Annotated in this window: 22 protein-coding genes, 1 tRNA gene and 1 pseudogene; 11 read left to right on the top strand and 13 right to left on the bottom strand. The window is 66.5% G+C overall.

The features are described from left to right. Positions 1-135 precede the first annotated feature (135 nt). Genes rutF through rutA form a run of 6 tightly spaced genes read right to left on the bottom strand, consistent with a single transcriptional unit; the run spans position 136 to position 4440 of the window. A complete protein-coding gene (gene rutF, locus PMI12_RS23440) occupies positions 136-684 on the bottom strand; it encodes an NADH-dependent FMN reductase RutF (RefSeq protein ID WP_007837398.1) in 549 nt (182 codons plus the stop codon). Between the two features lie 12 nt (positions 685-696). Then, positions 697-1299, bottom strand: coding sequence for a malonic semialdehyde reductase (locus PMI12_RS23435; RefSeq protein WP_007837396.1), 603 nt, complete (start codon positions 1297-1299; stop codon positions 697-699). Continuing rightward, entirely contained in the window at positions 1296-2102 is an 807-nt protein-coding gene (rutD, locus tag PMI12_RS23430) for a pyrimidine utilization protein D (RefSeq protein ID WP_007837395.1), read from the bottom strand. Before rutD ends, PMI12_RS23435 begins: the two co-directional genes overlap by 4 nt. 5 nt (positions 2103-2107) lie before the next feature. Beyond that, positions 2108-2500: a pyrimidine utilization protein C gene (gene rutC, locus PMI12_RS23425; protein ID WP_007837393.1), complete on the bottom strand. Its 393-nt coding sequence runs from the start codon at positions 2498-2500 to the stop codon at positions 2108-2110. A 22-nt stretch (positions 2501-2522) separates the two neighbouring features. After that, a complete protein-coding gene (gene rutB / locus PMI12_RS23420) occupies positions 2523-3314 on the bottom strand; it encodes a pyrimidine utilization protein B (RefSeq protein ID WP_007837391.1) in 792 nt (263 codons plus the stop codon). A gap of 13 nt (positions 3315-3327) precedes the next feature. After that, positions 3328-4440 (bottom strand): pyrimidine utilization protein A, encoded by a 1113-nt coding sequence (gene rutA / locus PMI12_RS23415; protein ID WP_007837390.1) that lies wholly within the window; start codon positions 4438-4440, stop codon positions 3328-3330. A gap of 217 nt (positions 4441-4657) precedes the next feature. On the opposite strand from rutA, the gene PMI12_RS23410 reads away from it, so the two are divergent. From PMI12_RS23410 to PMI12_RS23400, 3 genes are read left to right on the top strand one after another with little or no spacing between them, the layout of a single operon-like run. Beyond that, entirely contained in the window at positions 4658-5110 is a 453-nt protein-coding gene (locus tag PMI12_RS23410) for a YybH family protein (protein ID WP_007837388.1), read from the top strand. After that, complete coding sequence (locus PMI12_RS23405; RefSeq protein WP_007837386.1) at positions 5110-6138, top strand: YheT family hydrolase; 1029 nt, start codon at positions 5110-5112, stop codon at positions 6136-6138. Before PMI12_RS23410 ends, PMI12_RS23405 begins: the two co-directional genes overlap by 1 nt. A 19-nt stretch (positions 6139-6157) precedes the next feature. Beyond that, on the top strand, positions 6158-6721 hold the full coding sequence (locus tag PMI12_RS23400; RefSeq protein ID WP_007837384.1) for a DUF2946 family protein: 564 nt from the start codon (positions 6158-6160) through the stop codon (positions 6719-6721). Positions 6722-6796: 75 nt separating this feature from the next. Here the strand turns inward: PMI12_RS23400 and PMI12_RS23395 are convergent, their stop codons facing one another. The 4 genes from PMI12_RS23395 to PMI12_RS23380 form a co-directional block, all read right to left on the bottom strand. Beyond that, entirely contained in the window at positions 6797-7399 is a 603-nt protein-coding gene (locus tag PMI12_RS23395; protein ID WP_007837382.1) for a c-type cytochrome, read from the bottom strand. Between the two features lie 115 nt (positions 7400-7514). After that, a complete protein-coding gene (locus PMI12_RS23390) occupies positions 7515-8936 on the bottom strand; it encodes an efflux transporter outer membrane subunit (protein WP_007837380.1) in 1422 nt (473 codons plus the stop codon). Further along, positions 8929-12093 (bottom strand): efflux RND transporter permease subunit, encoded by a 3165-nt coding sequence (locus PMI12_RS23385; RefSeq protein WP_007837379.1) that lies wholly within the window; start codon positions 12091-12093, stop codon positions 8929-8931. Before PMI12_RS23385 ends, PMI12_RS23390 begins: the two co-directional genes overlap by 8 nt. An 18-nt stretch (positions 12094-12111) precedes the next feature. Next, on the bottom strand, positions 12112-13389 hold the full coding sequence (locus PMI12_RS23380; protein ID WP_007837378.1) for an efflux RND transporter periplasmic adaptor subunit: 1278 nt from the start codon (positions 13387-13389) through the stop codon (positions 12112-12114). Positions 13390-13565: 176 nt separating this feature from the next. Here PMI12_RS23380 and PMI12_RS23375 point away from each other — a divergent pair, with 176 nt between their 5' ends. From PMI12_RS23375 to PMI12_RS23365, 3 genes are all read left to right on the top strand, one after another. Further along, positions 13566-14240, top strand: coding sequence for a TetR family transcriptional regulator (locus tag PMI12_RS23375; RefSeq protein ID WP_042674111.1), 675 nt, complete (start codon positions 13566-13568; stop codon positions 14238-14240). A gap of 43 nt (positions 14241-14283) precedes the next feature. Then, positions 14284-14358 (top strand) — tRNA-Arg (locus PMI12_RS23370). Positions 14359-14665: 307 nt separating this feature from the next. Next, entirely contained in the window at positions 14666-15358 is a 693-nt protein-coding gene (locus PMI12_RS23365) for a glutathione S-transferase family protein (protein ID WP_007837376.1), read from the top strand. On the opposite strand, the gene PMI12_RS23360 is transcribed toward PMI12_RS23365, so the two are convergent. Together PMI12_RS23360 and PMI12_RS23355 are read right to left on the bottom strand one after the other, a co-directional pair. Next, positions 15344-16246: a LysR family transcriptional regulator gene (locus tag PMI12_RS23360; protein WP_042674124.1), complete on the bottom strand. Its 903-nt coding sequence runs from the start codon at positions 16244-16246 to the stop codon at positions 15344-15346. The genes PMI12_RS23365 and PMI12_RS23360 overlap by 15 nt on opposite strands. Positions 16247-16369: 123 nt before the next feature. Next, positions 16370-16612: a helix-turn-helix domain-containing protein gene (locus tag PMI12_RS23355; protein ID WP_007837372.1), complete on the bottom strand. Its 243-nt coding sequence runs from the start codon at positions 16610-16612 to the stop codon at positions 16370-16372. Positions 16613-16824: 212 nt separating this feature from the next. On the opposite strand from PMI12_RS23355, the gene PMI12_RS23350 reads away from it, so the two are divergent. The 3 genes and pseudogenes from PMI12_RS23350 to PMI12_RS29690 form a co-directional block, all read left to right on the top strand. Continuing rightward, complete coding sequence (locus tag PMI12_RS23350; RefSeq protein WP_007837370.1) at positions 16825-17499, top strand: hypothetical protein; 675 nt, start codon at positions 16825-16827, stop codon at positions 17497-17499. A gap of 90 nt (positions 17500-17589) precedes the next feature. Continuing rightward, positions 17590-18219 (top strand): restriction endonuclease, encoded by a 630-nt coding sequence (locus PMI12_RS23345; protein WP_007837367.1) that lies wholly within the window; start codon positions 17590-17592, stop codon positions 18217-18219. A gap of 67 nt (positions 18220-18286) precedes the next feature. After that, positions 18287-18526, top strand: a pseudogene (locus PMI12_RS29690) (amidohydrolase family protein); the annotation flags it as partial. A gap of 88 nt (positions 18527-18614) precedes the next feature. On the opposite strand, the gene PMI12_RS23340 reads toward PMI12_RS29690, so the two are convergent. Beyond that, entirely contained in the window at positions 18615-19793 is a 1179-nt protein-coding gene (locus tag PMI12_RS23340) for a citrate/2-methylcitrate synthase (RefSeq protein WP_042674108.1), read from the bottom strand. A 117-nt stretch (positions 19794-19910) separates the two neighbouring features. On the opposite strand from PMI12_RS23340, the gene PMI12_RS23335 reads away from it, so the two are divergent. Beyond that, positions 19911-20864 (top strand): 2-hydroxyacid dehydrogenase, encoded by a 954-nt coding sequence (locus tag PMI12_RS23335; protein WP_042674105.1) that lies wholly within the window; start codon positions 19911-19913, stop codon positions 20862-20864. A 93-nt stretch (positions 20865-20957) separates the two neighbouring features. Then, complete coding sequence (locus tag PMI12_RS23330; protein WP_007837361.1) at positions 20958-21932, top strand: Bug family tripartite tricarboxylate transporter substrate binding protein; 975 nt, start codon at positions 20958-20960, stop codon at positions 21930-21932. The last annotated feature ends 2 nt before the right edge of the window (positions 21933-21934 follow it).

The raw sequence follows: 21934 nt of genomic DNA, 5'->3' as shown, positions 1-21934 counted from the left end.
TCTGGGGGAGGGGTGGGGTGGGGGGCAAGCAGCGTGTCCATCGAGCGCTCTGCCTGCCCCCATCCCAGCCTTCCCCCAGAGGGGGGAAGGAGCAATTCAAAGGCATTGCCTGCGAATGCAGAAGGGTAAGAAGCGTCAGTGCTGCGGCGGCGCAGCGATCTCGTGATAGCTCCTGTCGAAGTAGATCAGCCCCTGCGCCGCGCCACCGATGGCAATCGCCACCGCTTCGCAGAACAGCACGTCATGCGTGCCCGCGCTCGTTGAATGCACCACGCGGCAGTCGAAGGACACGGCCGCGTCGTCGAGCATCGGCGAGCCCGTGGTCTTGTGGCTCCAGTTGCCGGCGGCGAAGCGTTCGTCCATCGGCGTCTTGCCGCCGAACAGCGCGGAGAGCGACTGGTGCCCCGCGGCCAGCACGTTCACGCACAGCACGCCGTTGGCCTTGAACGCCGGATACACAGAGGCCGAGCGGTTCAGGCACACCAGCAGCGTCGGCGGTTCGTCGGTCACGCTGCACACGGCCGAGGCCGTGAAGCCGGCGCGGCCTGCGGGGCCGTCGGTGGTGATGATGTTCACCGCGGCGCCCAGGCGCGCCATTGCATTGCGGTAGTCGGCCTTCGGCAGGCCCGTAGGCAGGCCGGGTGGGTTCGATGCTGTGGGGTGGGAGGCCATGGCGTTCAGCATGTCGTGACTCTTTCAGGCCAGCACACAGGCCTCGTCGAAGGGCAGCCGCGGCAGGCGGCCGAACACCTTCGACGCATCGCCGTGGCCCAGGTTGATGAGGAAGTTGGTGGTCCAGTCGGTGCCCTCGAAGAAGGCGGCATCGACCTTCGCCTTGTCGAAGCCCGACATCGGCCCGGCGTCGAGGCCGACCGCGCGCGCGGCGAGCAGCAGGTAGCCCGCCTGCAGGCTGGCATTGCGGAAGGCGGTCTCGTGCGCGGCCTCGGGGCTGCCGGTGAACCAGCTGCGCGCGTCGGCATGCGGGAACAGCGTGGGCAGCTTGTCGTAGAACCTGCGGTCCCATGCGGCGATCACCGTAACGGGTGCGGCCATTGTCTTGTCGAGGTTGCCCTTGGAGAGCGCCGGTGCGAGGCGCTGTTTGCCTTCAGGCGTGCGCACGAACACGAAGCGGGCAGGCGAACAGTTGGCCGATGTCGGGCCGAGGCTTGCGAGCGCGTAGATCTGCTGCAGTTGTGCATCGGTGACAGGTTCGCCGGTCCAGCCGTTGTGGCTGCGCGCGCCGGTGAAAAGCAGCGACAGCGCGGCGTCGTCGAGTGTGGTGGAAAGCGTTTGGGTCATGCGGGAATGGCGGGTGCGCTGACCCGGGAAAGAAAGTCGAGCAGGCTGCGGTTGAAGGCTTCGGCCTCGGTCACGCTGTGGGCATGGCCACCGTGCGGCATGAAGTCGAGCGTGACGTCGCGCAGGCCATCGGCCAGGCGCTGCGAGCAGGTCCAGGGCACGAGCGCGTCGTCCTTGGCTGCGGCGACCAATGCAGGGGCGGCGATGTCGGCGAGGCGCGCGTCGATGTCGAAGGCCCGCAGCGCGGCGATGCGCGCGCGCATGTTGGCTTCGCCGGGGAAATGCGCGAAGGCGTGGTCGACTTCGTCGGCCACGCGCTGTGCGTGTTCGGCGGCCCAGGCTGCGGGGTACAGGAAAATCGGCTGAGCTTCCACATACGCGCGCGGACCGCAGGCGCCGAGTAGCGCGAGCCGCGCCTCGAAGCAGCGCGCCGAATGCGGGTTGGGCTTCGACCACGCGTTGACGAGCACGAGGCTCGCAATGCGCGAGGGCGCGTCGAGCGCTAGCTGCAAACCCACGAGGCCGCCGAGCGCATGGCCTGCGAAGTGGCACTGCGAAGTGTTCGTGGCGTCGAGGACTTCGAGCACGTCCTTCGCCATGTCTTCGATGGCATACATCTCTGGCAATGCGGCAGGGCTGCGGCCGGTGCCGCGCTGGTCGTACGCGATGACGCGGTGCCCGGCGGCGACCAGTGCGCCGAGCTGCGGCTGCCAGAAGCCCGCCGAGCCACCGAGGCCGGACGACAGCAGCACGGTGGCCGCCGCATCGGCCGGCCCATGCACTTCGTAGTGCAGCGACGGCATGAGTGTCAGGCCTTCTTGCCGACGTGTGCGATCGAGGCGATCTCGATCAGCGCATCGGGCTTCACGAGGCCGCACTGGATGCAGTAGCGCGCGGGCTTGGTGCCGGGAAAGAACTCGGCATACACCGCGTTGATTTTCGCGTAGTCGGCCCAGTCCTTGAGCATGATCTGGTTGAAGGTCACGTCGTCCATGGTGCCGCCCGCTGCTTCGACCACGCCCTGGATGATGGTGAGTACATGCCTTGCCTGTGCGCTCGCGTCGCCGACGTGGACCACGTTGTTGTCCTTGTCGAAGGGCAGCGTGCCCGACACGTAGAGCACGCCGTCGGCGAGCGTGCCGGGGACGTAGGGGGCGAGCGGTACGCCGGTGCCGGGCGGGATGATGGCTTGCTTGGGCATGAAGAGAGCTCCTTGAAAAGAATCAGACAGTGGCCGCTTCGGCCGGTGCGGGTTGGGTGATGGATGCGGGTGCGAATGTGCTGCAGAAGTGCTCCACCGTGGAGACCCATCCGAAGAAGGTCTCGACGTTGTAGACCGATGCCTTCTGGATCGCAGGGCCGCCGAGTTCGTGCGTGGCGTCCTCGAGCATCACGGCGAAGTATTCGAGGTGGAAGGCATCGCGCAGCGTCGATTCGACGCACACGTTGGTCGCGATGCCGGTGAACACCAGGTGGCGGATGCCGCGTGCACGCAGCGTGCTGTCGAGCGTGCTGTTGAAGAAGCCGCTGTAGCGCGTCTTCGGCACGACGATGTCGCCGGGCTGTGGCTTCATCTCTTCGATGAGGTCGTAGTCCCAGCCGCCCTTGGCGAGGAACTTGCCCTGCAGCTCGGGCCTGGAGCGCATGGTCTTGAGCGCGTTCGACTTGTGCCAGTTCGGCGAGCCGGGGCCGCCGGCTTCGATGTACGCCGCGTCCCAGCCGTTCTGCAGGAACACAACGAGCATGCCGGCCGCGCGTGCCGCTGCGATGGTGCGCGCGATGTTCGCGATGGTGCCTTGCGCGCCCGAGATGTCGAAGCCTGCCGAGTCGACATACCCGCCGATGGAGGCGTAGGCGTTCTGCATGTCGACGACGATCAGCGCGGAATCGGTCGCGTGCAGCGCCAGTGGCTCGGGGCGCGCGGGCAGCACCTGCGGTGCGGGGGCGCCGGGCAGCCGCGGTGCGCCAACGGGGATGTTCGATGTGAGAGTCGTGTTGCGTGCGGGAGTGCTCACGTGATGCTCCTGCTCAGGCCGCGAGGCGCTCGGGCTCGGCCTGCGAAGGCACGGGGCTCTGCACATGCGCGCGGCTCTTCATGAGCGGCTGGATGCGCTCGCCGAAGGCTTCGACGCCCTGCACGAAATCGTCGAAGGTCAGCAGCACGCCTTCGGTGCCGGGCACCTCTGCCATTTCGTCGAGCAGGCGCGCGACGGTGGCGTAGGAGCCGACCAGCGTGCCCATGTTGATGTTGACGGCGGAGGTCGGGTCGGCCATCTGGCGCACGTTGGTGTCGGCGCCCGACTTGGTGTCGGCTGCGCCCTGCTGGCCCAGCCATGCAATCGCTTCATGGTCGGCGCCGGCCTTGTAGTGCTCCCACTTGGCGCGCGCGGCGTCGTCGGTCTCGTCGGCGATCACCATCATCAGCACGTAGGTGGTGACGCTGCGGCCGGTCTTCGCGGTGGCCTCGATGAGCTTCTCGGCCGCGGGCGCGAAGGCCTTGGGCGTGTTCACGCCCTTGCCGAAGCAGAAGTTGTAGTCGGCGTACTTGGCCGAGAACTCCATGCCCGCGTCGCTCTGGCCGGCGCAGATCACCTTCATGTCGGCCTGCGGCTGCGGGCTCAGGCGGCAGTCGTCCATCTTGAAATGGTCGCCCTTGAAGTCGGACTGGCCGGTGCCCCAGAGGTCGCGCAGCACCTGGATGTATTCGCTGAGGTACTGGTAGCGCGTGCCGAAGAACTGGTCGCCGGGCCACATGCCCATCTGCGAGTACTCGGGCCGCTGCCAGCCGGTGACGAGGTTGAGGCCGAAGCGGCCATTGGAAATGGAGTCGATGGTCGACGCCATGCGCGCCACGATGGCCGGTGGCATCACCAGCGAGGCGGCCGTGGCAAACAGCTTGATCTTGCTGGTGACGGCGGCGAGGCCGGCCATCAGCGTGAAGGATTCGAGGTTGTGGTCCCAGAACTCCGTCTTGCCGCCGAATCCGCGCAGCTTGATCATGGACAGCACGAAGTCGACACCGTAGCGCTCGGCCTTCAGGGTGATCTGCTTGTTGAGTTCGAAGCTGGGCTTGTACTGCGGCGCGTTTTCGGAAAGCAGCCAGCCGTTGTTGCCGATGGGAATGAAGATGCCGACGTTCATGGAAGCGCTCCTGTTGCGAGGTTGCGAAGCTCCTTGCATGCGCCGTGCCAGTTGAATAAGTTGTTTTGAATCAATGGGTTAGGGAAAAATCGCATCCATGTTTTGACCATTTGGTCCAAAGTGGAGCAGGTGTTCTGCCGGGATTGCGGCAGCACGGTGCAGCATGGACCAAAGCGGTGCAGTGCCGCCGTCACGCACGGCGCGGCAAAATCACGCCATGCCCAAGACCCCACTCCGCGCCGCCGCGGCCATCGGCGGCACTGCCGACGACGTCGAAGCGGCCTTCTACGAAGCGCTGCAGCGCGGCGACATCGACGCGCTGATGGCCTGCTGGGCCGACGAGGACGAGGTGTTCTGCGTGCATCCCGGGGGCCCGCGGCTGGTGGGGGCCGTGGCGATCCGCGCGGCCTTCGAGCAGATGTTCGGCAACGGCGCGATCCACGCCACGCCGGCGCGGGTGCGCAAGATCGAGTCGCTCGCCAGCGCCGTGCACAACGTGCTCGAACGCATCGAGGTGCTCACGGCCGAGGGCCCGCGCCATGCCTTCGTGCTGGCCACCAACGTCTATCACAAGACCGTCCAGGGCTGGCGCATGGTGGCGCACCATGCAAGCCCGGGCAGTGCGCGCGAACCGGACGAAGCGAACGATCCGCCCCAGGTCCTGCACTGATGTCTTCCTTCGTCGCCACCTCCGGTCCCGTTTCCGCGCCCCAGCCGCTGGACTACGCGGCGCCGCGCTGGCTGCCCGGCGGCAACCTGCAGACCATCTGGGCCGCGCTCTATGCGAAGCGCTTCGACGGGCCGGCCCCGGTCTACCGGCGCGAGCGCTGGCCCACGCCCGACAGCGACTTCATCGACGTCGACTTCGTCGATGCGCCAATGCCGGGCCCGAGGCCGTTGCTGGTGCTGTTCCACGGGCTCGAAGGCTCGTCGCGCAGCCACTACGCCGAAGCCTTTGCCGCATTCGCCGCATCTCGCGGCATGGCCTTCGCCGTGCCGCATTTCCGCGGCTGCAGCGGCGAGCTGAACCTGGCGCCGCGCGCCTATCACTCGGGCGACTTCGAGGAGATCGGCTGGATCCTCGCGCGCATGCGTGACCAGCATGCACGCAAGGGCGGCGGGCCGGTGATGGCGGCGGGCGTGTCGCTCGGCGGCAATGCGCTGATGCGCTGGGCCTCGGAGGCGGGCGAGAGCGCCTCCGGCGTGGTGAGCGCCGTGGCATCGGTCAGCGCGCCGCTCGACCTCGCGGCGGGCGGCGAAGCCATCGGGCAGGGCTTCAACCGGCTGGTTTACACGCGCATGTTCCTCGCGACCATGAAGCCCAAGGCGCTGGCCAAGCTGGAGCAGTTCCCGGGGCTGTTCGACCGCGAGCGGCTGATGTCGTCGCGCAACCTCTACGACTTCGACAACGTCTTCACCGCCCCGCTGCACGGCTTTCGCGATACCGAGGACTACTGGACGCGCGGCTCGGCCAAGCCGCACCTGGCCTCGGTGCGCGTGCCCGCACTGGTGGTGAACGCCCGCAACGACCCGTTCATTCCCGCGGCGAGCCTGCCGAAGCCCGGCGAGGTCGGCGCGCACGTCACGCTGTGGCAGCCCGCGCACGGCGGGCACGTCGGCTTTCCGATGGGCCCGCCGCCGGGGCATGTGCGCGGCATGCCGGAGCGGGTCGGCGGCTGGCTGGCAACGCACGTCTGAGGGCGAGCAAAATAGCGCGATGGACGACATCGTCAAACAAGCCCTCGCCAAATGGCCCAACGTGCCGCACTGTTACGGCTGGCTCGGCCTCGACGCGCGCGGCAACTGGTACATGCGCGACGACCGCACCCAGGCCATGGGCCCGTTCCGCGCAGCCAAGGGCTCGATGCTCAGGCACGACAAGCTGATCGACTTCATCCACCGCAACTACGAGCACGACGACGAGGGCCAGTGGTTCTTCCAGAACGGGCCGCAGCGCGTGTATGTGGAGCTGGAGGCTGCGCCGCTGGTGTGGCGCGTGGCCGAAAAGGAGGGCGGTGGGTTCACCGTCACGTCCCACACCGGCAAGGCGGTGGAGGTATCGGGCTGCCTGCTCGATGGTGAAGGCCGGCTCTATCTGGTCTCGCCCCTCGGGCTTGGACTGGTGCACACGCAGGACGTGGGCATCGCCGCCGAGGCGGTCGAGCGAGGCCTGTGGACGCCGGAGGCGGTGCAGGCCAGCGAACTGCCCGACCGCTTCGGCCATGTGCTGAGCCCGGCGCAGCGCCATGCCGGCACGGCTTCCGCGCCGGCGAAGCCCTGAACTCCGCAGCCTGCCGATCCGCCAATGAAGAAAGCCGGCGCTGGGCCGGCTTCTTCGTGTGACTAGGGGAAACGCTTACTTGGCAGGAGCACTGGCCGCAGAGGCTGCGCCTTCAGCGGGGGCTGCGGCTGCCGGGCGGTCGGGCACCGGGAACTTGGCGCCGCCGGCATTGGCCATGTAGACCACGGCGCGGCCCACTTCGAGGTCTTCGAAGTCGCCGCCACCTTGCGCGGGCATGGCGCCCTTGCCCTTCAGGGCATGTTCGAGGAGGGTGGCATAGCCCTGGCCGATGCGCGGGCCCCAGGCGGCCGCGTCCTGGAAGTGCGGTGCGCCGGGAATGCCGGGCGCGCCGTGGCAGGCGACGCACTGGGCCTTGAACACGGCCTCGCCTGCAGCGAGCGGGCGGTTGGCGTCGCGGATCTCGATGGTGCCGACCTTCCTGAGGCGTTCGGCCACTTCGCGGTCGCGCGCTTCCTTGGTCACGCCGTAGAGCGCCATGTTGTCGCCTTCCGCGGTGCCGGCGGGCTTGGTGCCCGAGACCACGTAGGAGACAAGACCCACGATGATCAGGATCGGGGCAATGAAGGAGAAAAATACCGCGAGCAGCAGTTGCTTCGGGTTCTTGATCGGCCCGGTGTGGGCTTCTTCTGTGGCCTGGTAATGCGGGTCTGCGCTCATTGGCGTCCTCAATAACGGGGGCTCGTCGGGGGGCTTTTCCTAACCAACCGGCGATTATAGAGAGGCCCCTTGCCCGAAGGGACAAGGGACCACCCTTATCGAGCGCCTCGGCGCATCAACCCTTGTCGCGTGCGGCCCAGCCGCCGCCCAGCGTCTTGTACAGCGTGACCTGGTTCTGCAACTGCAGCAGGCGTGTCGTCACGGCCGATTGCTGCGCGGTGAACAGCGAGCGCTGCGCGTCGAGCAGATCGAGCGCGCTGGCGATGCCGTTGCGGTAGCGCAGGTCGGAGAGCTTGAATCGCACGGCTTCCGCGTCGGCCTGCGCACGCTGCGCGCGCACCTGCTCGCCCAGGGTGGCGCGGCCCGCGAGCGCATCGGCCACTTCGCGGAACGCCGTCTGGATCGACTTCTCGTACTGCGCCACCGCGATCTCGCGCCCGGCCTTGGCCGAGTCGAGCGTGGCGATGTTGCGGCCGGCATTGAAGATCGGCAGTGTCACCGACGGCGCGAACGACCAGGCCTTGGAGCCGCGGTCGAACAGGCCCGAGAACTCGCTGCTCGCGGTGCCGATGGAACTCGTCAGCGACACGCGCGGGAAGAAGTTCGCGCGCGCGGCGCCGATGTTGGCGTTGGCCGCGATCAGCTGCTGCTCGGCCGAACGGATGTCGGGCCGCTCGGCCAGCAGGTCCGAAGGCAGGCCAGCCGGCACGTCGGGCATCGGCTTGATGCCGTCGAGGCCCTTGATTCCGCCCGACGTGGCTTCGGCCGGCACCGGCGCGCCCAGCAGCAGGGCGAGGGCGTTCTCGTCCTGCAGGCGCGCACGCTGCTGCTGCGCATAGGAAGCGCGCGCCGTTTCCAGCAGCGAGTTCGCGGCCTGGAAGTCGAGCTCCGACGACACGCCGTTGTCGAAGCGCATCTTCGTGAGGCGCACCGACTCCTCGCGCGTGACCATCGTCTGGCGCGTGATCTCCAGCAACTCGTCGTCGGCCAACAGCGTGAGCCAGCCGTTGGCGACCGACGCGATCAGGCTGATCTGCACCGCCTTGCGCGTCTCGTCCGTGGCGAGGTACTGCGCCAGCGCCTGGTCCTTCAGCGCGCGGATGCGGCCGAAGAAGTCGATTTCCCAGGACGTGAAGCCGACGCTGACGCTGTACTGCGAGGCCACGCTGCCGGCGCTGCTGTTGTAGACCTGAGCCGGGTTGGGGCTCGAGCGCGAGCCGCTGCCCGTCAGGCCGAGTGCCGGGAACAGATTCGAGCGCTCGATCTGGAACTGCGCGCGCGCCTGCTCGATGTTGAGCACCGACACCCGCAGGTCGCGGTTGTTCGTGAGCGCCGTCTGGATCAGGCCTGCGAGCCGCGGGTCGGTGAAGAAGTCCTGCCAGGGCAGGTCGGCCGCGGCCTGGCCGGGCGGTTGCGCCGGGTCGCCCGGGAAGGTGGTCGGCACCGGCGCCGCGGGACGCTCGTAGGTCGGAATCAGCGAGCAGCCAGCCAGCAGCATTGCCGCGGCCAGGGCTGTGGGAATCAATTTTTTAGTCATGTGCTTTCTCTTCCGTGATGCCGGCGGCTTCCGCATGCCGCTTGTCGACCTCGTGCTGGCGCGCACTGCCCTTGAACAGCGTGCGCACCACGACGAAGAACACCGGAACGAAGATCACGGCGAGTGCCGTACCCGTCACCATGCCGCCGAGCACACCCGTGCCGATGGCGCGCTGGCTGGCCGAACCGGCGCCCGAGGCGATCACCAGCGGCACCACGCCCAGGCCGAAGGCCAGCGAGGTCATGATGATCGGGCGGAAACGCAGATGGGCCGCGGCCAGCGCCGCTTCGATGACGCCCTTGCCCTGCGCCTGCAGATCCTTGGCGAACTCGATGATCAGAATCGCGTTCTTCGCCGAGAGGCCGATGATGGTGATCAGCCCCACCTGGAAGTACACGTCGTTCGAATAGGCGCGCAGCATCGTGGCCAGCAGCACGCCCAGCACGCCGAGCGGCACCACCAGAATCACCGACAGCGGGATCGTCCAGCTTTCGTACAGCGCGGCCAGGCACAGGAACACCGCCAGGATCGCGAAGCCGTACAGGATGATGGCCTGCGAACCCGCGAGCTTTTCTTCACGCGACTGGCCGGTCCATTCGAAGCCGAAGCCTTGCGGCAGCTGCTTGGCCAGCTTTTCCATCTCGGCCATGGCGGCGCCCGTGCTGAAGCCCGCGGCGGCGGAGCCGCTGATGCGGATCGCGGGATAGCCGTTGTAGCGCACCGTCTGCGTGGCGCCCGTGACCCACTTGGTGGTCGCGAAGGCCGACAGCGGCACCGGCTGGCCCTGCGTGTTGCTGGCGTTCAGCTTGAGCAGGTCGTCGGGCTGCATGCGTGCGGGCGCATCGGCCTGCACCACCACGCGCTGCAGGCGGCCGCGGTTCGGGAAGTCGTTGATGTAGCTCGAACCCAGGCCCGTCGACAGCGTTGCGTTGATCGCATCGAAGGTCACGCCCAGGGCGCTGGCTTTGTCGCGGTCGATGTCGATCTGCAGTTGCGGCGCGTCTTCCAGGCCGTCGGGGCGAACCTGCGTCAGGATCTTGCTCTGCGAAGCCATGCCCAGCAGCTGGTTGCGTGCGTTGATCAGCGCCTCGTGGCCTGCGCCCGAGCGGTCCTGCAGCCGGAAGCTGAAACCGCTCGCGTTGCCCAGTTCGGGAATGGGCGGCGGGCTCAACGGGTAGATGAAGGCGTCGCGGATGCCCGAGAGCGCCCCGAAGGCACGTCCGGCCAGCGCGCTGGCCGAGTGGGCCGGATCTTTGCGTTCTTCCCAGTCCTTGAGCGTCACGAAGGCGAGGCCCGCGTTCTGGCCCTGGCCCGAGAAGCTGAAGCCCATCACGCCCACCATGCTCTGCACTTCGGGCTGCTTCAGGATGAAGCCTTCGACCTGCTGCATGACCGACAGCGCGCGCTCTTGCGTCGCACCTGGCGGCAGCTGCACGTTGACGATGATGTTGCCCTGGTCTTCTTCCGGCAGGAAGGAGCTCGGCAGGCGCGTGTAGGTGAACACCACCGCGCCGATGATCGCGACGTAGATGATCAGGTAGCGCGCGGCGCGGCGCAGGATGCGCGCGACGATGCCTTCGTAGCCCTTGGCCGTCCGCGTGAAACCGCGGTTGAACCAGCCGAAGAAGCCGGTCTTCTCATGATGGTGGCCGGCTTCCACTGGCTTGAGCAGCGTGGCGCACAGCGCCGGCGTGAGCGACAGCGCCATGAAGGCCGAGAAGCCGATCGACGTCACCATCACCGCCGAGAACTGGCGGTAGATGTTGCCCGTCGAACCCGCGAAGAATGCGAGCGGCACGAACACCGAGATCAGCACCACCGTCACGCCGATGATGGCGCCGGAGATCTGCCTCATGGCCTTGCGCGCGGCTTCGAGCGGCGAGAGCCCCTCCTCGCTCATGATGCGCTCGACGTTCTCCACCACCACGATGGCATCGTCCACCACGATGCCGATCACCAGCACCATGCCGAACATGGTCAGCACGTTGATCGAGAAGCCGAGTGCGAGCAGCGAGGCGAACGTGCCCAGCAGCGAGATGGGCACCACGATGGTCGGGATGAGCGTGTAGCGCCAGTTCTGCAGGAACAGGAACATCACGATGAACACCAGCGCCACGGCTTCCAGCAGCGTCTTGACCACTTCGGTGATCGAGATCTGCACGAAGCGCGAGCTGTCGTATGGAATGTTCCACTTCACGCCCGGCGGAAAGAAGCGCTCGAGCTCGGTCATCTTGGCGCGGATCGCCTTGGCCGACTGCAGCGCGTTGCCGTTCGGCGTGGGCTGCACGCCGATGCCGACCGCGGGCACGCCGTTCAGGCGCGCCGAGGTCGCATACGACTGGCCGCCGAGTTCGACGCGCGCCACGTCCTTCAGCCGCACGGTCGAGCCGTCGGTGTTGGCGCGCAGCACGATGTTCTTGAACTGCTCCACGTTGGCGAGCTGGCCGTTCACCACCACGGTGGCCGCGATGGCCTGGCCGGGAATGTTGGGCAGGTCGCCGATCGTGCCGGAGGACACCTGGGCGTTCTGCGCCTTGATCGCGTTGTTCACGTCGGTGGCCGACAGGTTGAAGCCCTGCAGCTTGGCCGGATCGATCCACACGCGCATCGCGTTCTCGGTGCCGAACAGCTGGGCCTGGCCCACGCCCACCACGCGTTGCAGCTCGGGCACGATGTTGCGCGAGGCGTAGTCGCCGAGCGCGACGGGGTCGAAGTTCGGGTTGTCCGAAGACAGCATCGCGAACAGCAGGAAGTTGTTGCGCGACTTGTCCACGCGCACACCCTGCTGTGTCACGGCGGCCGGCAGGCGCGGCGTGGCGCGCGAGAGCCGGTTCTGCACGTCCACCTGCGCGAGGTCGGGGTTGGTGCCGGCTTCGAAGCTGATCGTGATGGAGCCGGTGCCGTCGGCCTGGGCCACCGATTCCATGTAGATCAGGCCCGGCGAGCCGTTCATCTCGCGCTCGATGACGGACAGCACGCTGTCCTCCAGCGTCTGCGCCGAGGCGCCGGGATAGGCGGTGTTGATGACGATGGCGGGCGGCGCCACCGGCGGGTACTGCGAGATCGGCAGCTGGGTGATTGCCACGCTGCCCATCACCAGGATGAACAGCGCGATCACCCACGCGAAGATCGGGCGGTCGATGAAAAATTTGGCCATTTGCGGGCGCTTTCCTGATTACTTCTTGTCGGTCTTCTCGGCCGCGGCAGCCGCCGCCGGTGCGGCCCCCGCAGCGGCGGGCGCGGCTGCGGCATTCGGGTTGGGTTTGGTCCACGGCACTGCCTTCACCGGCGTGCCGGGCGGCATCATCTGCAGCTTCTGGAAGCCGTCGACCATCACCTGCTCACCGGCCTTCAGGCCATCGAGCACCACCCACTGGTTGTCCTTGGCGGCGCTGATCTTCACGGTGCGCTTGCTGATCTTGCCGTCCTTGTCGACCACCGACACCGTGTCGCCCTGCTGGGTGCGCGTGACGGCCTGCTGCGGCAGCGTGATCGCGTTGGTGGCCTGCGCCTGTTCGAGCTTCACCCGCACATACAGGCCGGGCAGCAGTTCGCCCTTGGGATTGGGCACTTCGGCGCGCAGCGTGACCTGGCCGGTGGTGGAGTCGACCGTGAGGTCGGAGAACAGCAGCTTGCCTTCCAGCGGGTAGTCGCTGCCGTCTTCCAGCACCACGCGGATGCTCGCGGCTTCCTCGCCGCTCGCGCGCTTGTACTGGCCGGCGGCCACCGCGCGGCGCAGCTTCATCGCGTCGGAGGCCGACTGCGTGAAGTTCACGTACAGCGGGTTGATCTGCTGCACCACCGCGAGCTCGGTGGCGTCGCCCTGGCCCACCAGCGCACCTTCGGTGACGAGGGCGCGGCCGATGCGGCCCGCGATGGGCGAGGTCACGTCGGCATAGCCGAGGTTGATCTTGGCCGTCTGCACCGCGGCGCGCCCGGCGGCCACGTCGGCTTCGGCCGTTTTCTGCGAGGCCACGGCCGTTGCGTATTCCTGCTTGCTCACCGCGTTGGCCTCGACCAGCGGCTTGTAGCGGTCCGCCAGGGCCTTGGCCTGCACCGCGTTGGCCTCGGCGCGCGCCAGCGTGGCCTGGGCGTTCTGCGAAGCGGCCACCAGCGGCGCCGGGTCGATGCGGAACAGCAGCTGGCCGGCCTTCACGTCGCTGCCTTCGCGGAATTCGCGCTTCAGCAGGATGCCCGAGGCGCGGGCGCGAACCTGCGCCACGCGCGAGGCTTCGAGCCGGCCCGGCAGTTCGGTCACCAGGCCCACGTCGCCCGGTGTGGCAACCACCACCCCCACCTCTGGCGCGGGGCGGGCGCCGCCGCCGGCACCGCCACCCGGGCCGGCCGGCGCATCGCCCTTGGAACAGGCCGCGAGCACCAACACCACAGCAGCGGCCACGATCGCGAGGCGCGGCGAGAACGAAGATTGACGCGAAACATGCAGGAGAGGCATGCGAATCCTTTGAAGCAAAGACGGGAGATGGCGCGTTCGCGGAGCGAACAGAAAGCCAGCATAAACAGCCGGGCCATCGGGGAAGCCCGGTAGTTTACATACATTCATGGATGTATAGTGACAGCATCGAATGGCCCCACGAATCGGAAAGGGCTTGGCTTTGCAAATTGGGAGACTTGGTGGCACGTCGTACGAAGGAAGAGGCACTGGCCACGCGGAATCGCTTGCTCGATGCCGCGGAGCTGCTGTTTCAGGCGCAAGGCGTCTCGCAGACCTCGCTGCAGCAGATTGCGCAGCAGGCCGGGGCCACGCGCGGCGCCATCTATTGGCACTTCAAGGACAAGGCCGCCCTCTTCAACGCGATGATGGAGCGCGTCATCCTCCCGCTGGAGGCCGGCCCCCGGGCCGCCGCCGCGGCCGTGGGCATTGACGACGACCCCCTGGCCGAAATAGAGGAGGGCATGGTGCACGCGCTCACCCTCATGACCACCGACCCCCAGGTGCGCCGCGTGTTCGACGTGGCCACCCACAAGGTCGAATACACCCACGACATGGCCTCGGTGCAGCAGCGCCACCTGAGCGCGCGCAACGCCTGCGTGAGCGATTTCGAAAAAGCCCTGCGCCTGGCCGCGCGGCGCGACCACATCAAGCTGCCCGTGCCCGGCGACGTGGCGGCCCAGGGCCTGCACGCGCTGATCAGCGGGCTCATCCAGAACTGGCTGCTCGACCCCACCGCCTTCGACCTGGTGCCCACCGGCCGGCGCACCTTCAACGTTTACCTGGCCGGACTGGGCTTTGCGCGGAACTTGGCGGCGGGCATCGGAAACGAAGCTGAAGAAGTCGCCGTCTGATGGGCGATAATGCGTGGCTCCGGTTCTGCCGGAGCCCAGATTCCTCGCTGTATTTCAACGGATAGAATTCGGCCCTCCGAAGGCTGAGATCCAGGTTCGATTCCTGGCGGCGGGACCAGATATGAAGCCGGACACTCTCAAAAAGGTGTCCGGCTTTTTGTTTTTTGTCTGGGGAATGCGGTTCTGTCGCCAGACTGGTCCGAGGAAATTTGACTGCAGCCGATGGACCCGGCCGATCCCTCTCCATCTTCTGGCCCTGTGTTGGATGCCGAGCGCGATGAGACTCATCGAGTTCGGGACCTTCCAGCCAACGCAGGTGAGCGCGCCAGCACCTACAAGTTTCTGCACAGCGGCCTGCACAAGCTTTCGATGGTGCTGCCTGCCGCCTGTGCGTAACGTCGTGTGCTCATCCACAAGGAAATGGCATGCACAACTTTGAACTCATCAGTAACATCCTTTGCCCGTATACGCAGCGGGCAGCCATCCAGCTTGCCGAGAAGGGCCTGGAAGCCAGGCGAACCTACATCGACCTTGCAGACAAGCCGGACTGGTTCATCCGACTGTCGCCACTGGGCAAGGTGCCGCTGCTGCGCGTGGGCGACACGGCCGTGTTCGAGACCGCCGTCATCTGCGAGTACATCGAAGAAGCAACCGTCGGCCAGGCGCCGATGTGGCCTGATCGCGCTCTGGATCGCGCTCGGCACCGCGCATGGGCCGAGTTCGCCTCGACCGTGATCGCAGATGTGTTTGGTTTTTATATGGCGCCAGAAGAAGCAGCGTTCGAACGCGAACGGTCCGAGCTTGCTGGACGTTTCGCGCGGCTTGAGAGCCAGCTGGCTGGAGCCGGCCCGTATTTCGGCGGCGAGCGCTTCGGTCTGGTAGACGCCGCGTTTGCACCAATCTTCCGGCTACTCGAAACCTTCGACCGATTGGCGGACTTCCGCCTTCTTCAAGGGCTTCCGGCAACAGCCGCCTATCGCCACAAGCTGGCGGAGCGGCCAAGCGTGCGCGCAGCCGTGGTGCCCGAATACGGACAGGTCTTCATGCGTTATCTGGCCGGGCGCGGTTCCTACATGTCTCGACTCGTCACCGCCGAGGCGACTTCAGTCGAGGCCTGACATCAGCTGAGACGATCTCGCGATCTCTTCGGACAGCGCCGCGCTCGCACGGCGCATGCGCGGCACGCGCGCGACGTCCTCATGCATCAGCAGCCACAGCGGCTGCGCCAGCTCGTCCAGCGGTGGACCGACGCGAACGAGTTCCGGGATCGAGCCGCCGACGAAGCAAGGCAGAACGGCGCAACCGATTCCCGCGCGTGCGGCTTGCGCGGCGCCCAGCAGGGTGTTCGCGCGAAACCGCACCTCGTCGGGAGCAACGTTGCTCGCCAGCCAGATTCCAGGCGCACTGCAGGCCAAGCCAGCGTCGAAGCCGACCCATGGCAGGCGGATGGACGGCGCTGAGGCCTCTTCCGCCTCGGTCAACTGGCGCGGTGCATAAACCGCCATCGCGACGGTACCGACCTCGCGTCCGCGCAAAGTCTCTTGTGGTGCTCTGGTCACGCGAAGTGCAATGTCAGCCTCGCGCCGCGCCAACGAAACAACATCGTTGGACACATGAAGCTCGAGCTGCAATCCGACCTGCGTTCGGCACACAGCGGCCAGCACACCGGGTAGCAGGTACTCGGAGACAGCGTCAGGGGCAGTGACACGCACCGGCCCGTCATGGCCATCGTCACGCCCGCAGACGCGGCGCTCCAGGCCGGCGATCTCGTCTCGAAAGCGGAGCGCAAGCGCCCTGACCTCTTCTCCCGCCTCCGTCGGCCGAAGGCCTCCCGAGGTACGCTCGAACAGCCGCGTTCCGAGGCGCCGCTCCATCAGCTGCAGACGGCGCGATAGCGTTGGATGGCTCACGTGCAGCGTGGTTGCGGCACCGGACAAGGTGCCGCTCTCCATGATGGCGAGTGCAATACGCAGGTCATCCCATTCGAAAGCGGAGGTGCGGCTCATGATTGGCATTGTCGCTGCACACATCCAAGATTTGCTCCCGATTCGCGATCCGCGCTAGCACTCGGTTCTGCAAGTCGAGGGCGGCAACCGCCGAACTGCTCTCGGGATCAGATCGTTGGACTGCTAGTTCTGCGTCCCTATCAATTTGTCCAAGGTCTTGCCTGGCTTGACCCCGCAGGCCGAACACCACCGAGCAAACAGCAACACGTCGACGAAGTTCTCACCGCGTTCCAGCTTGGAGACGTAGGACTGGCCCACGCCCAGGGCTTCGGCCATCTGCACCTGCGTTAGGCCGGCCTTCACCCGAACGCTGCGCATCAAGTTGCGCAGCGCTTCGTATTCAGCGTGGTAGAGGGAAACGGACATGCGCTAATCGTCTAGTCCGATATGGAATAGTCGTAACGCGACTTTTCGAGATACGATCCGACAAGCAACGGCGAAGACCGGAGCGAAAAAATCAATCAGGGATGGATTGAAATGAATAACGGGATATTTCTCGTGGGCGCAGCCTTTGTGCTGTCGGCTCGCGGTGGCAGCGGCGGAGTCGATGTTGGGGGAGGGGATCGAGGACCGTTGCCATGAAACGGCCAGAAGGCAAGCTGGAGCAGAACTCCCGCTTCTCTCGACACACGCCCTTCGACAGGGCTTTCATGGAATGCAAGACCTTGACCCAGTTGGCGGACTGGTATGACCGCCGCATGGCGTCCGGCCACCGGATGTCATCCGACGAGCTGGGCTTTCTCGTCGCGCATGTCTCGGGCCTCAGAGCCGCAGAGAAGATGGCGCGCAGCGACCGCGCCGTGGAGAGAAAGGCCGATGAGTTCGCCAAATTCTTCTATGGCCAGGACCATCACGACTTCGGCGAGATCCGCGCAAGGCAGATCGTGATCGAAGGGGCTCTGTTCGACGAGGTGCCGCGTCACGCGGTGTGGACGCTCGGCTCCAGGCTCTGGTGCCTGCGGGTGCCGAAGGAAAGCACCGCAACCGGGTCGAGCCACGCGCTCAAGCTCATGGAGCTTGGCGGCAAGCTGATCCGCGGCAGCTCCAGGGTTGCGGGGCATGCGGAGCCACTGATCTCCGCATTCGCGCAAGGGGTGGTCCTGGGGTTCTACCGGCTGGCGAAGATCGACATTTCCACGGCGCTGGAGGGCGTGGGTTTCTGGCGGCGCTGCGAGCTGGTCAGCATCCACCAGGTAGGCGTTGACCGGGGTCAGCGGATTCGTGCGGAGGATGGTCGGAAGCCGGGGCGGTAGCTACTCCGCGGCGCAACTGGGCATCAAGCCGGCCCGGAGAAGTGCTGCAACACTGCGTTACATTGGTGCCTCAAGAGGCGGAGGTGATGTATGGCGGGATGGCTGAGCACACTGAAGAAAGAACTCACAGGCGAAACCGGCGAGGCGGCCCATGCGCCTCAACAGGCGTGGTCTCCTCAGGTATTCGAGGACATCGAGTGGCGCCGCTTCGAGGCGTTGTGCGAAACGCTGTTCGGGCAGGCCGGCGTGCGTACGGAGAGCCAGTCTCACGGCGCGGACGGCGGCGTCGACATCTGGCTCTATTCGGCGCACAGCCCAAAACCGATGATCGTTCAGTGCAAGCACTGGCGCCGCAAGCCTGTCGGCGTGCAGCAGTTGCGCGAGTTCTTCGGCGTGCTCAAGGCCAACGACCTGCAATACGGCACCTTCGCTACAAGCTCCACATTCACTGACGACGCGTTGGTCTTCGCCAAGGCCAATGGCATCAACGCACAAGATCGGTCAGGCCTGCTGCGCCTCATTGGCACGCGCACGGCTGAGCAACAACAAGCACTGCTCGCAGTCGCCTATGAAGGCGAGTACTGGAAACCGACCTGCGTGAACTGCGGTGTGAAGATGGCGGAGAGAAAGCCCAAGGAGGGCGGGACACCGTTCTGGGGCTGCGTGAACTACGGCAAGACGCGTTGCCGGTTCAAGCTCTACATGGCGTCTGACCGGTAGCTACTTGACCGCGCTGCCGGTGCCCGTGGTCATCGACCATTTCGCGCGCATCAATGCCGAGCCCGCGATGTCGGACCGCGTGAAGGCCGTCCTTCTGCGCATGATGGGCAGCGGCAGCGTGTGGATGAAGATGTCGGCGCCCTACATCGCCTCGCCCGACTCGACGGCCTATGAAGATCTCGACGACTTTGTGCGCCACCTTGCGGGTGACCGCCTCGACCGGCTGGTTTGGGGTGCCGATTGGCCGCACGTCACGGAGTCGAGCAAGCCCGATGACGCCGTCTTGATCAATCTGCTCGCACGGTGGCTGTCCGAAGACGAAATTCGTGTCGTTCTTGTCGAGAACGCAGCACGCCTTTATCACTTCATTTCCGGTGGGCGTGATCGACCGGCGCCTACAGGCGCTGATACGGGGGCCGTGCGTGCTGCGCCAAGTCGGGCATCGGACCCACATAGCGTCCGCGCGGGCGGATCACTTGCGCCACGCCCAGTTGTTCCAGGCTGTGCGCCAACAGCCCGACACTGCGCGCCGTCGCGAACAGGCCAAAGGCCGCGTCGGCGGGCAGTCGATGGACCGCGACCAGCGCGGCCAGGGCCACGTCGATGTTGGGATGCAATCCGGTCAGACGCGTCACTTTATGGATGAAGCGCGCGATCACCTCCGGGGGCTCGAACAACGCCAGCAGGGCGGCTGCGCGAGGATCGCCTTCGGGATAGAGGTGGTGGCCAAACCCGGCCAATGGCAAGCCGGTCGACAGGTAGTGCGCCACCACCTGGTCCTCGCCCAGTCGCTCCACTTCGCCGAACAGCGCCTGGACGCGGCCCGAGGCATCGCCATGCAAGGGGCCCGATAGGGTGGTGAGTCCGGCCAGCAGGCATGCCGGCAAGGAGGCGCCCGTCGATGCCGCAATGCGCGCCACGAACGCCGAACTGGTCAACTCGTGGTCGACCAGCAGCACCATGGCGGTTCGCAGCAACTCGGCGACCTCGGGCGGTTGCTTCCATCCCTGCCCAAAGCGCAGGTGCAGCGGCCCATGTCCTGGCTCGGCGCCGAACGCGTTGGCCACTGCACCCACCAAAGCCTGGCCCTCGGCGTGCAGCACCCGGGTCAGGCGTCCACGCGTGGAGTGCCCGGTGGCCGCCAGGCCCGCCAACGCAGTGAAGGCGGCTACCCGCCCAGACGCGCCCGAGCGCATTGCGGTGGCGCACGAAAAGTCGACGGGTTGCTCGGCCTCCCACAGCAGCTGCGCGACGTCTTCGAGGGTGGCCGTCCGGGCCAGGCCGACGGCGTCCTCGCCCCGGTAGTACGGGCGCCCGCGAAAGAAGGCGCAAAGGGCCGTCGGGATGCTGGGCTCCGAGCCGAAGAGCGTGTTGGCTGCCAGCGTCTCGTGCTTGCGGCCGGCCTGCTTGCGTCTGGCCAGGCCGGCAACGTCCTCGGCGCGATACAGGCTGCGGCGTGCGTCAGCCGGGTCGGGCGCGACTTCCAGCTTGCCGCGGCTGACGTAGGCGTAAACCGTCTGGGGCTGCACCCCGAGGAGGCGGCAGGCCTCGTCCATCGAAATCCAGGAAGCCATGGTCGGGTGCGTGAGTCCAAATATGTTGATTTTATATATCAATATTGACGACTTCATCAATCAATAACTAGCATGCCTCCAGCCTTGAAAACACCGCATCCATTGAACGAATTCGATATGAATCCCCAGGTCCTGCAACTCAATCCGATCCTGATCCCCTCGGTCAACGACAAGCTCGCGGCGCGCTACACCGTTCACAAATACTTCGAGACCGCAGGCCAGGAAGCCTGGCTGCGCGAACATGGCGCATCCATCGACGCAGTGATCACCGGAGGGCACACCGGTATTTCGCGCGGCATGCTGGAACAGTTGCCCGGCCTCAAGGTCGTGGCCATCAATGGCGTCGGCACCGATGCCGTGGACCTGGAGTACTGCCGCGGCCGCGGTCTGCCCGTTACGGCAACCCTGGGCGCGCTGACCGAGGACGTGGCCGATCTCGCGATCGGATTGCTGATCGCCGCCTGCCGAGGGCTGTGCGCCGGGGACCGCTTCGTGCGCGACGGCCAGTGGGAGCGCTTCCCCCAGCCGAGCGCCATCCCGCTTGCGCGGCGGTTCAGCGGCATGCGCGTGGGCATCGTCGGCATGGGGCGCGTGGGGCGCGCCGTCGCGGCTCGGGCAGCGGCCTTCGGCTGTCCGATCGCCTACACCGACCTGCGCCCCATGAACGATGTTGCCCACGGCTTTGTCGCGGACCTGGTGGAACTTGCGCGGAATTCCGATGCGCTGGTGCTCTGCGCGGCGGCGGACAAGGCCGAAGGCATCGTCAACGCGGCCGTGCTGGACGCCCTGGGCCCACGCGGCTTCCTGGTCAACGTTGCGCGCGGCCGACTGGTCAACGAGGACGACCTGACAAGGGCGCTGGCCGCAGGGCGGATTGCCGGCGCGGGCCTGGACGTGTTCGTCGACGAACCCCGCGTTCCCCTTGCGCTTCGCCAGTCCGACCGCGTGACCCTGCAGGCCCACCGCGCCAGCGCCACCTGGGAAACCCGGACCGCAATGGCCGAGATGGTGCTCGAAAGCATCGCCCAGGCCTTGGCAGGAGAACGTCCGGCGATGAGCCTGACCACCTGAGGCCAGGGCGAACGCGCAGCCCTGGCCATCGGTGAGTTCGCCGGGGCTTCATGACGATTTACCTATCAACAAAAGAGAGAGAGAGACACACCAATGCAACTCGCAGCCCTGTTCAAGATCCTCGCCGTCTCGGCGTCCCTGGCCGTGGTGCCATCCCTGTCGTCGGCCCAGGCCTATCCGAGCCGTGCCATCAAGATCATTGTGCCCGCCCCGCCGGGCGGCGCGATCGACACCATTGCGCGTGTCGTCGGAGACAAGCTGGCGGCGTCGATGGGGCAGCCGGTGATCGTCGACAACCGGCCCGGCGCATCCAACAATCTCGGCACCGACGTCCTCGCCAAATCGGCGCCCGACGGCTACACGATCGGCATCGTGGGCGGCAGCCACAACATCAACAAGTTCCTGTTCAAGAACCTGAGCTGGGATCCGGAGAAGAGCTTCGAGCCGATCATCTACACCCACGAGGTTCCGTTGGTGTTTGCCATCTACCCGCGAATCCCGGCCAGGACATTGCCCGAGTTCGTGGCTTGGATGAAGGCCAACCCCGACCAGGCCAAGGTCGCCACCTCCGGTCGCGGCAGTGCACAGGAAATGGCCGCCGAGATGTTCCGCATGGCCAGCGGCGTGCAGATGCTGCTGGTCCCGTACAAGGGCTCTTCCGCCGCCCACCCCGATCTGCTGGCCGGACGCACTGCGCTGTTCATCGACACGATCAGCGCCATCCAGTCGCAGGTGAAGGCCGGCAACGCGCTGGCGATCGCGGTGTCGACCCGCAAGCGAACAGTGTCCCTGCCCGGCGTGCCGACCGCGGACGAACAGGGGCTCAAGGGCTACGACGCGAACACGAACGGCGGGTTCCTGGCTCCTGCCGGCACGCCTCAGGCGATCGTCGCGAGGCTCAATGCCGAAATCAACGCGGCGCTGAAGCTGCCCGATGTCCGGGCCAAGCTGGAGGCTGTCGGCGTCGAGATCCAGGGCGGAACGCCACAGGCATACGCCGCCTTGATCAAGTCAGACCTCGCCAAGTGGGGCAAGGTCGTCAAGGAGGCGGGGATCCAGCCGGAGTGAGG

It is taken from the genome of Variovorax sp. CF313 (assembly GCF_000282635.1).
Taxonomy (GTDB): domain Bacteria; phylum Pseudomonadota; class Gammaproteobacteria; order Burkholderiales; family Burkholderiaceae_C; genus Variovorax.
The sequence above is the reverse complement of the archived record's forward strand: the minus strand, read 5'-3'. Positions and strand labels throughout refer to the sequence as shown.

Excerpts from the sequence above, each read along its gene's own strand:
- rutF (WP_007837398.1), bottom strand. The coding sequence starts at position 684 with ATGCTGAACGCCATGGCCTCCCACCCCACAGCATCGAACCCACCCGGC.
- PMI12_RS23435 (WP_007837396.1), bottom strand. The coding sequence starts at position 1,299 with ATGACCCAAACGCTTTCCACCACACTCGACGACGCCGCGCTGTCGCTG.
- rutD (WP_007837395.1), bottom strand. The coding sequence starts at position 2,102 with ATGCCGTCGCTGCACTACGAAGTGCATGGGCCGGCCGATGCGGCGGCC.
- rutC (WP_007837393.1), bottom strand. The coding sequence starts at position 2,500 with ATGCCCAAGCAAGCCATCATCCCGCCCGGCACCGGCGTACCGCTCGCC.
- rutA (WP_007837390.1), bottom strand. The coding sequence starts at position 4,440 with ATGAACGTCGGCATCTTCATTCCCATCGGCAACAACGGCTGGCTGCTT.
- PMI12_RS23410 (WP_007837388.1), top strand. The coding sequence starts at position 4,658 with ATGCCCAAGACCCCACTCCGCGCCGCCGCGGCCATCGGCGGCACTGCC.
- PMI12_RS23405 (WP_007837386.1), top strand. The coding sequence starts at position 5,110 with ATGTCTTCCTTCGTCGCCACCTCCGGTCCCGTTTCCGCGCCCCAGCCG.
- PMI12_RS23400 (WP_007837384.1), top strand. The coding sequence starts at position 6,158 with ATGGACGACATCGTCAAACAAGCCCTCGCCAAATGGCCCAACGTGCCG.
- PMI12_RS23395 (WP_007837382.1), bottom strand. The coding sequence starts at position 7,399 with ATGAGCGCAGACCCGCATTACCAGGCCACAGAAGAAGCCCACACCGGG.
- PMI12_RS23390 (WP_007837380.1), bottom strand. The coding sequence starts at position 8,936 with ATGACTAAAAAATTGATTCCCACAGCCCTGGCCGCGGCAATGCTGCTG.
- PMI12_RS23385 (WP_007837379.1), bottom strand. The coding sequence starts at position 12,093 with ATGGCCAAATTTTTCATCGACCGCCCGATCTTCGCGTGGGTGATCGCG.
- PMI12_RS23380 (WP_007837378.1), bottom strand. The coding sequence starts at position 13,389 with ATGCCTCTCCTGCATGTTTCGCGTCAATCTTCGTTCTCGCCGCGCCTC.
- PMI12_RS23365 (WP_007837376.1), top strand. The coding sequence starts at position 14,666 with ATGCACAACTTTGAACTCATCAGTAACATCCTTTGCCCGTATACGCAG.
- PMI12_RS23360 (WP_042674124.1), bottom strand. The coding sequence starts at position 16,246 with ATGAGCCGCACCTCCGCTTTCGAATGGGATGACCTGCGTATTGCACTC.
- PMI12_RS23355 (WP_007837372.1), bottom strand. The coding sequence starts at position 16,612 with ATGTCCGTTTCCCTCTACCACGCTGAATACGAAGCGCTGCGCAACTTG.
- PMI12_RS23350 (WP_007837370.1), top strand. The coding sequence starts at position 16,825 with ATGAAACGGCCAGAAGGCAAGCTGGAGCAGAACTCCCGCTTCTCTCGA.
- PMI12_RS23345 (WP_007837367.1), top strand. The coding sequence starts at position 17,590 with ATGGCGGGATGGCTGAGCACACTGAAGAAAGAACTCACAGGCGAAACC.
- PMI12_RS23340 (WP_042674108.1), bottom strand. The coding sequence starts at position 19,793 with ATGGCTTCCTGGATTTCGATGGACGAGGCCTGCCGCCTCCTCGGGGTG.
- PMI12_RS23335 (WP_042674105.1), top strand. The coding sequence starts at position 19,911 with ATGAATCCCCAGGTCCTGCAACTCAATCCGATCCTGATCCCCTCGGTC.
- PMI12_RS23330 (WP_007837361.1), top strand. The coding sequence starts at position 20,958 with ATGCAACTCGCAGCCCTGTTCAAGATCCTCGCCGTCTCGGCGTCCCTG.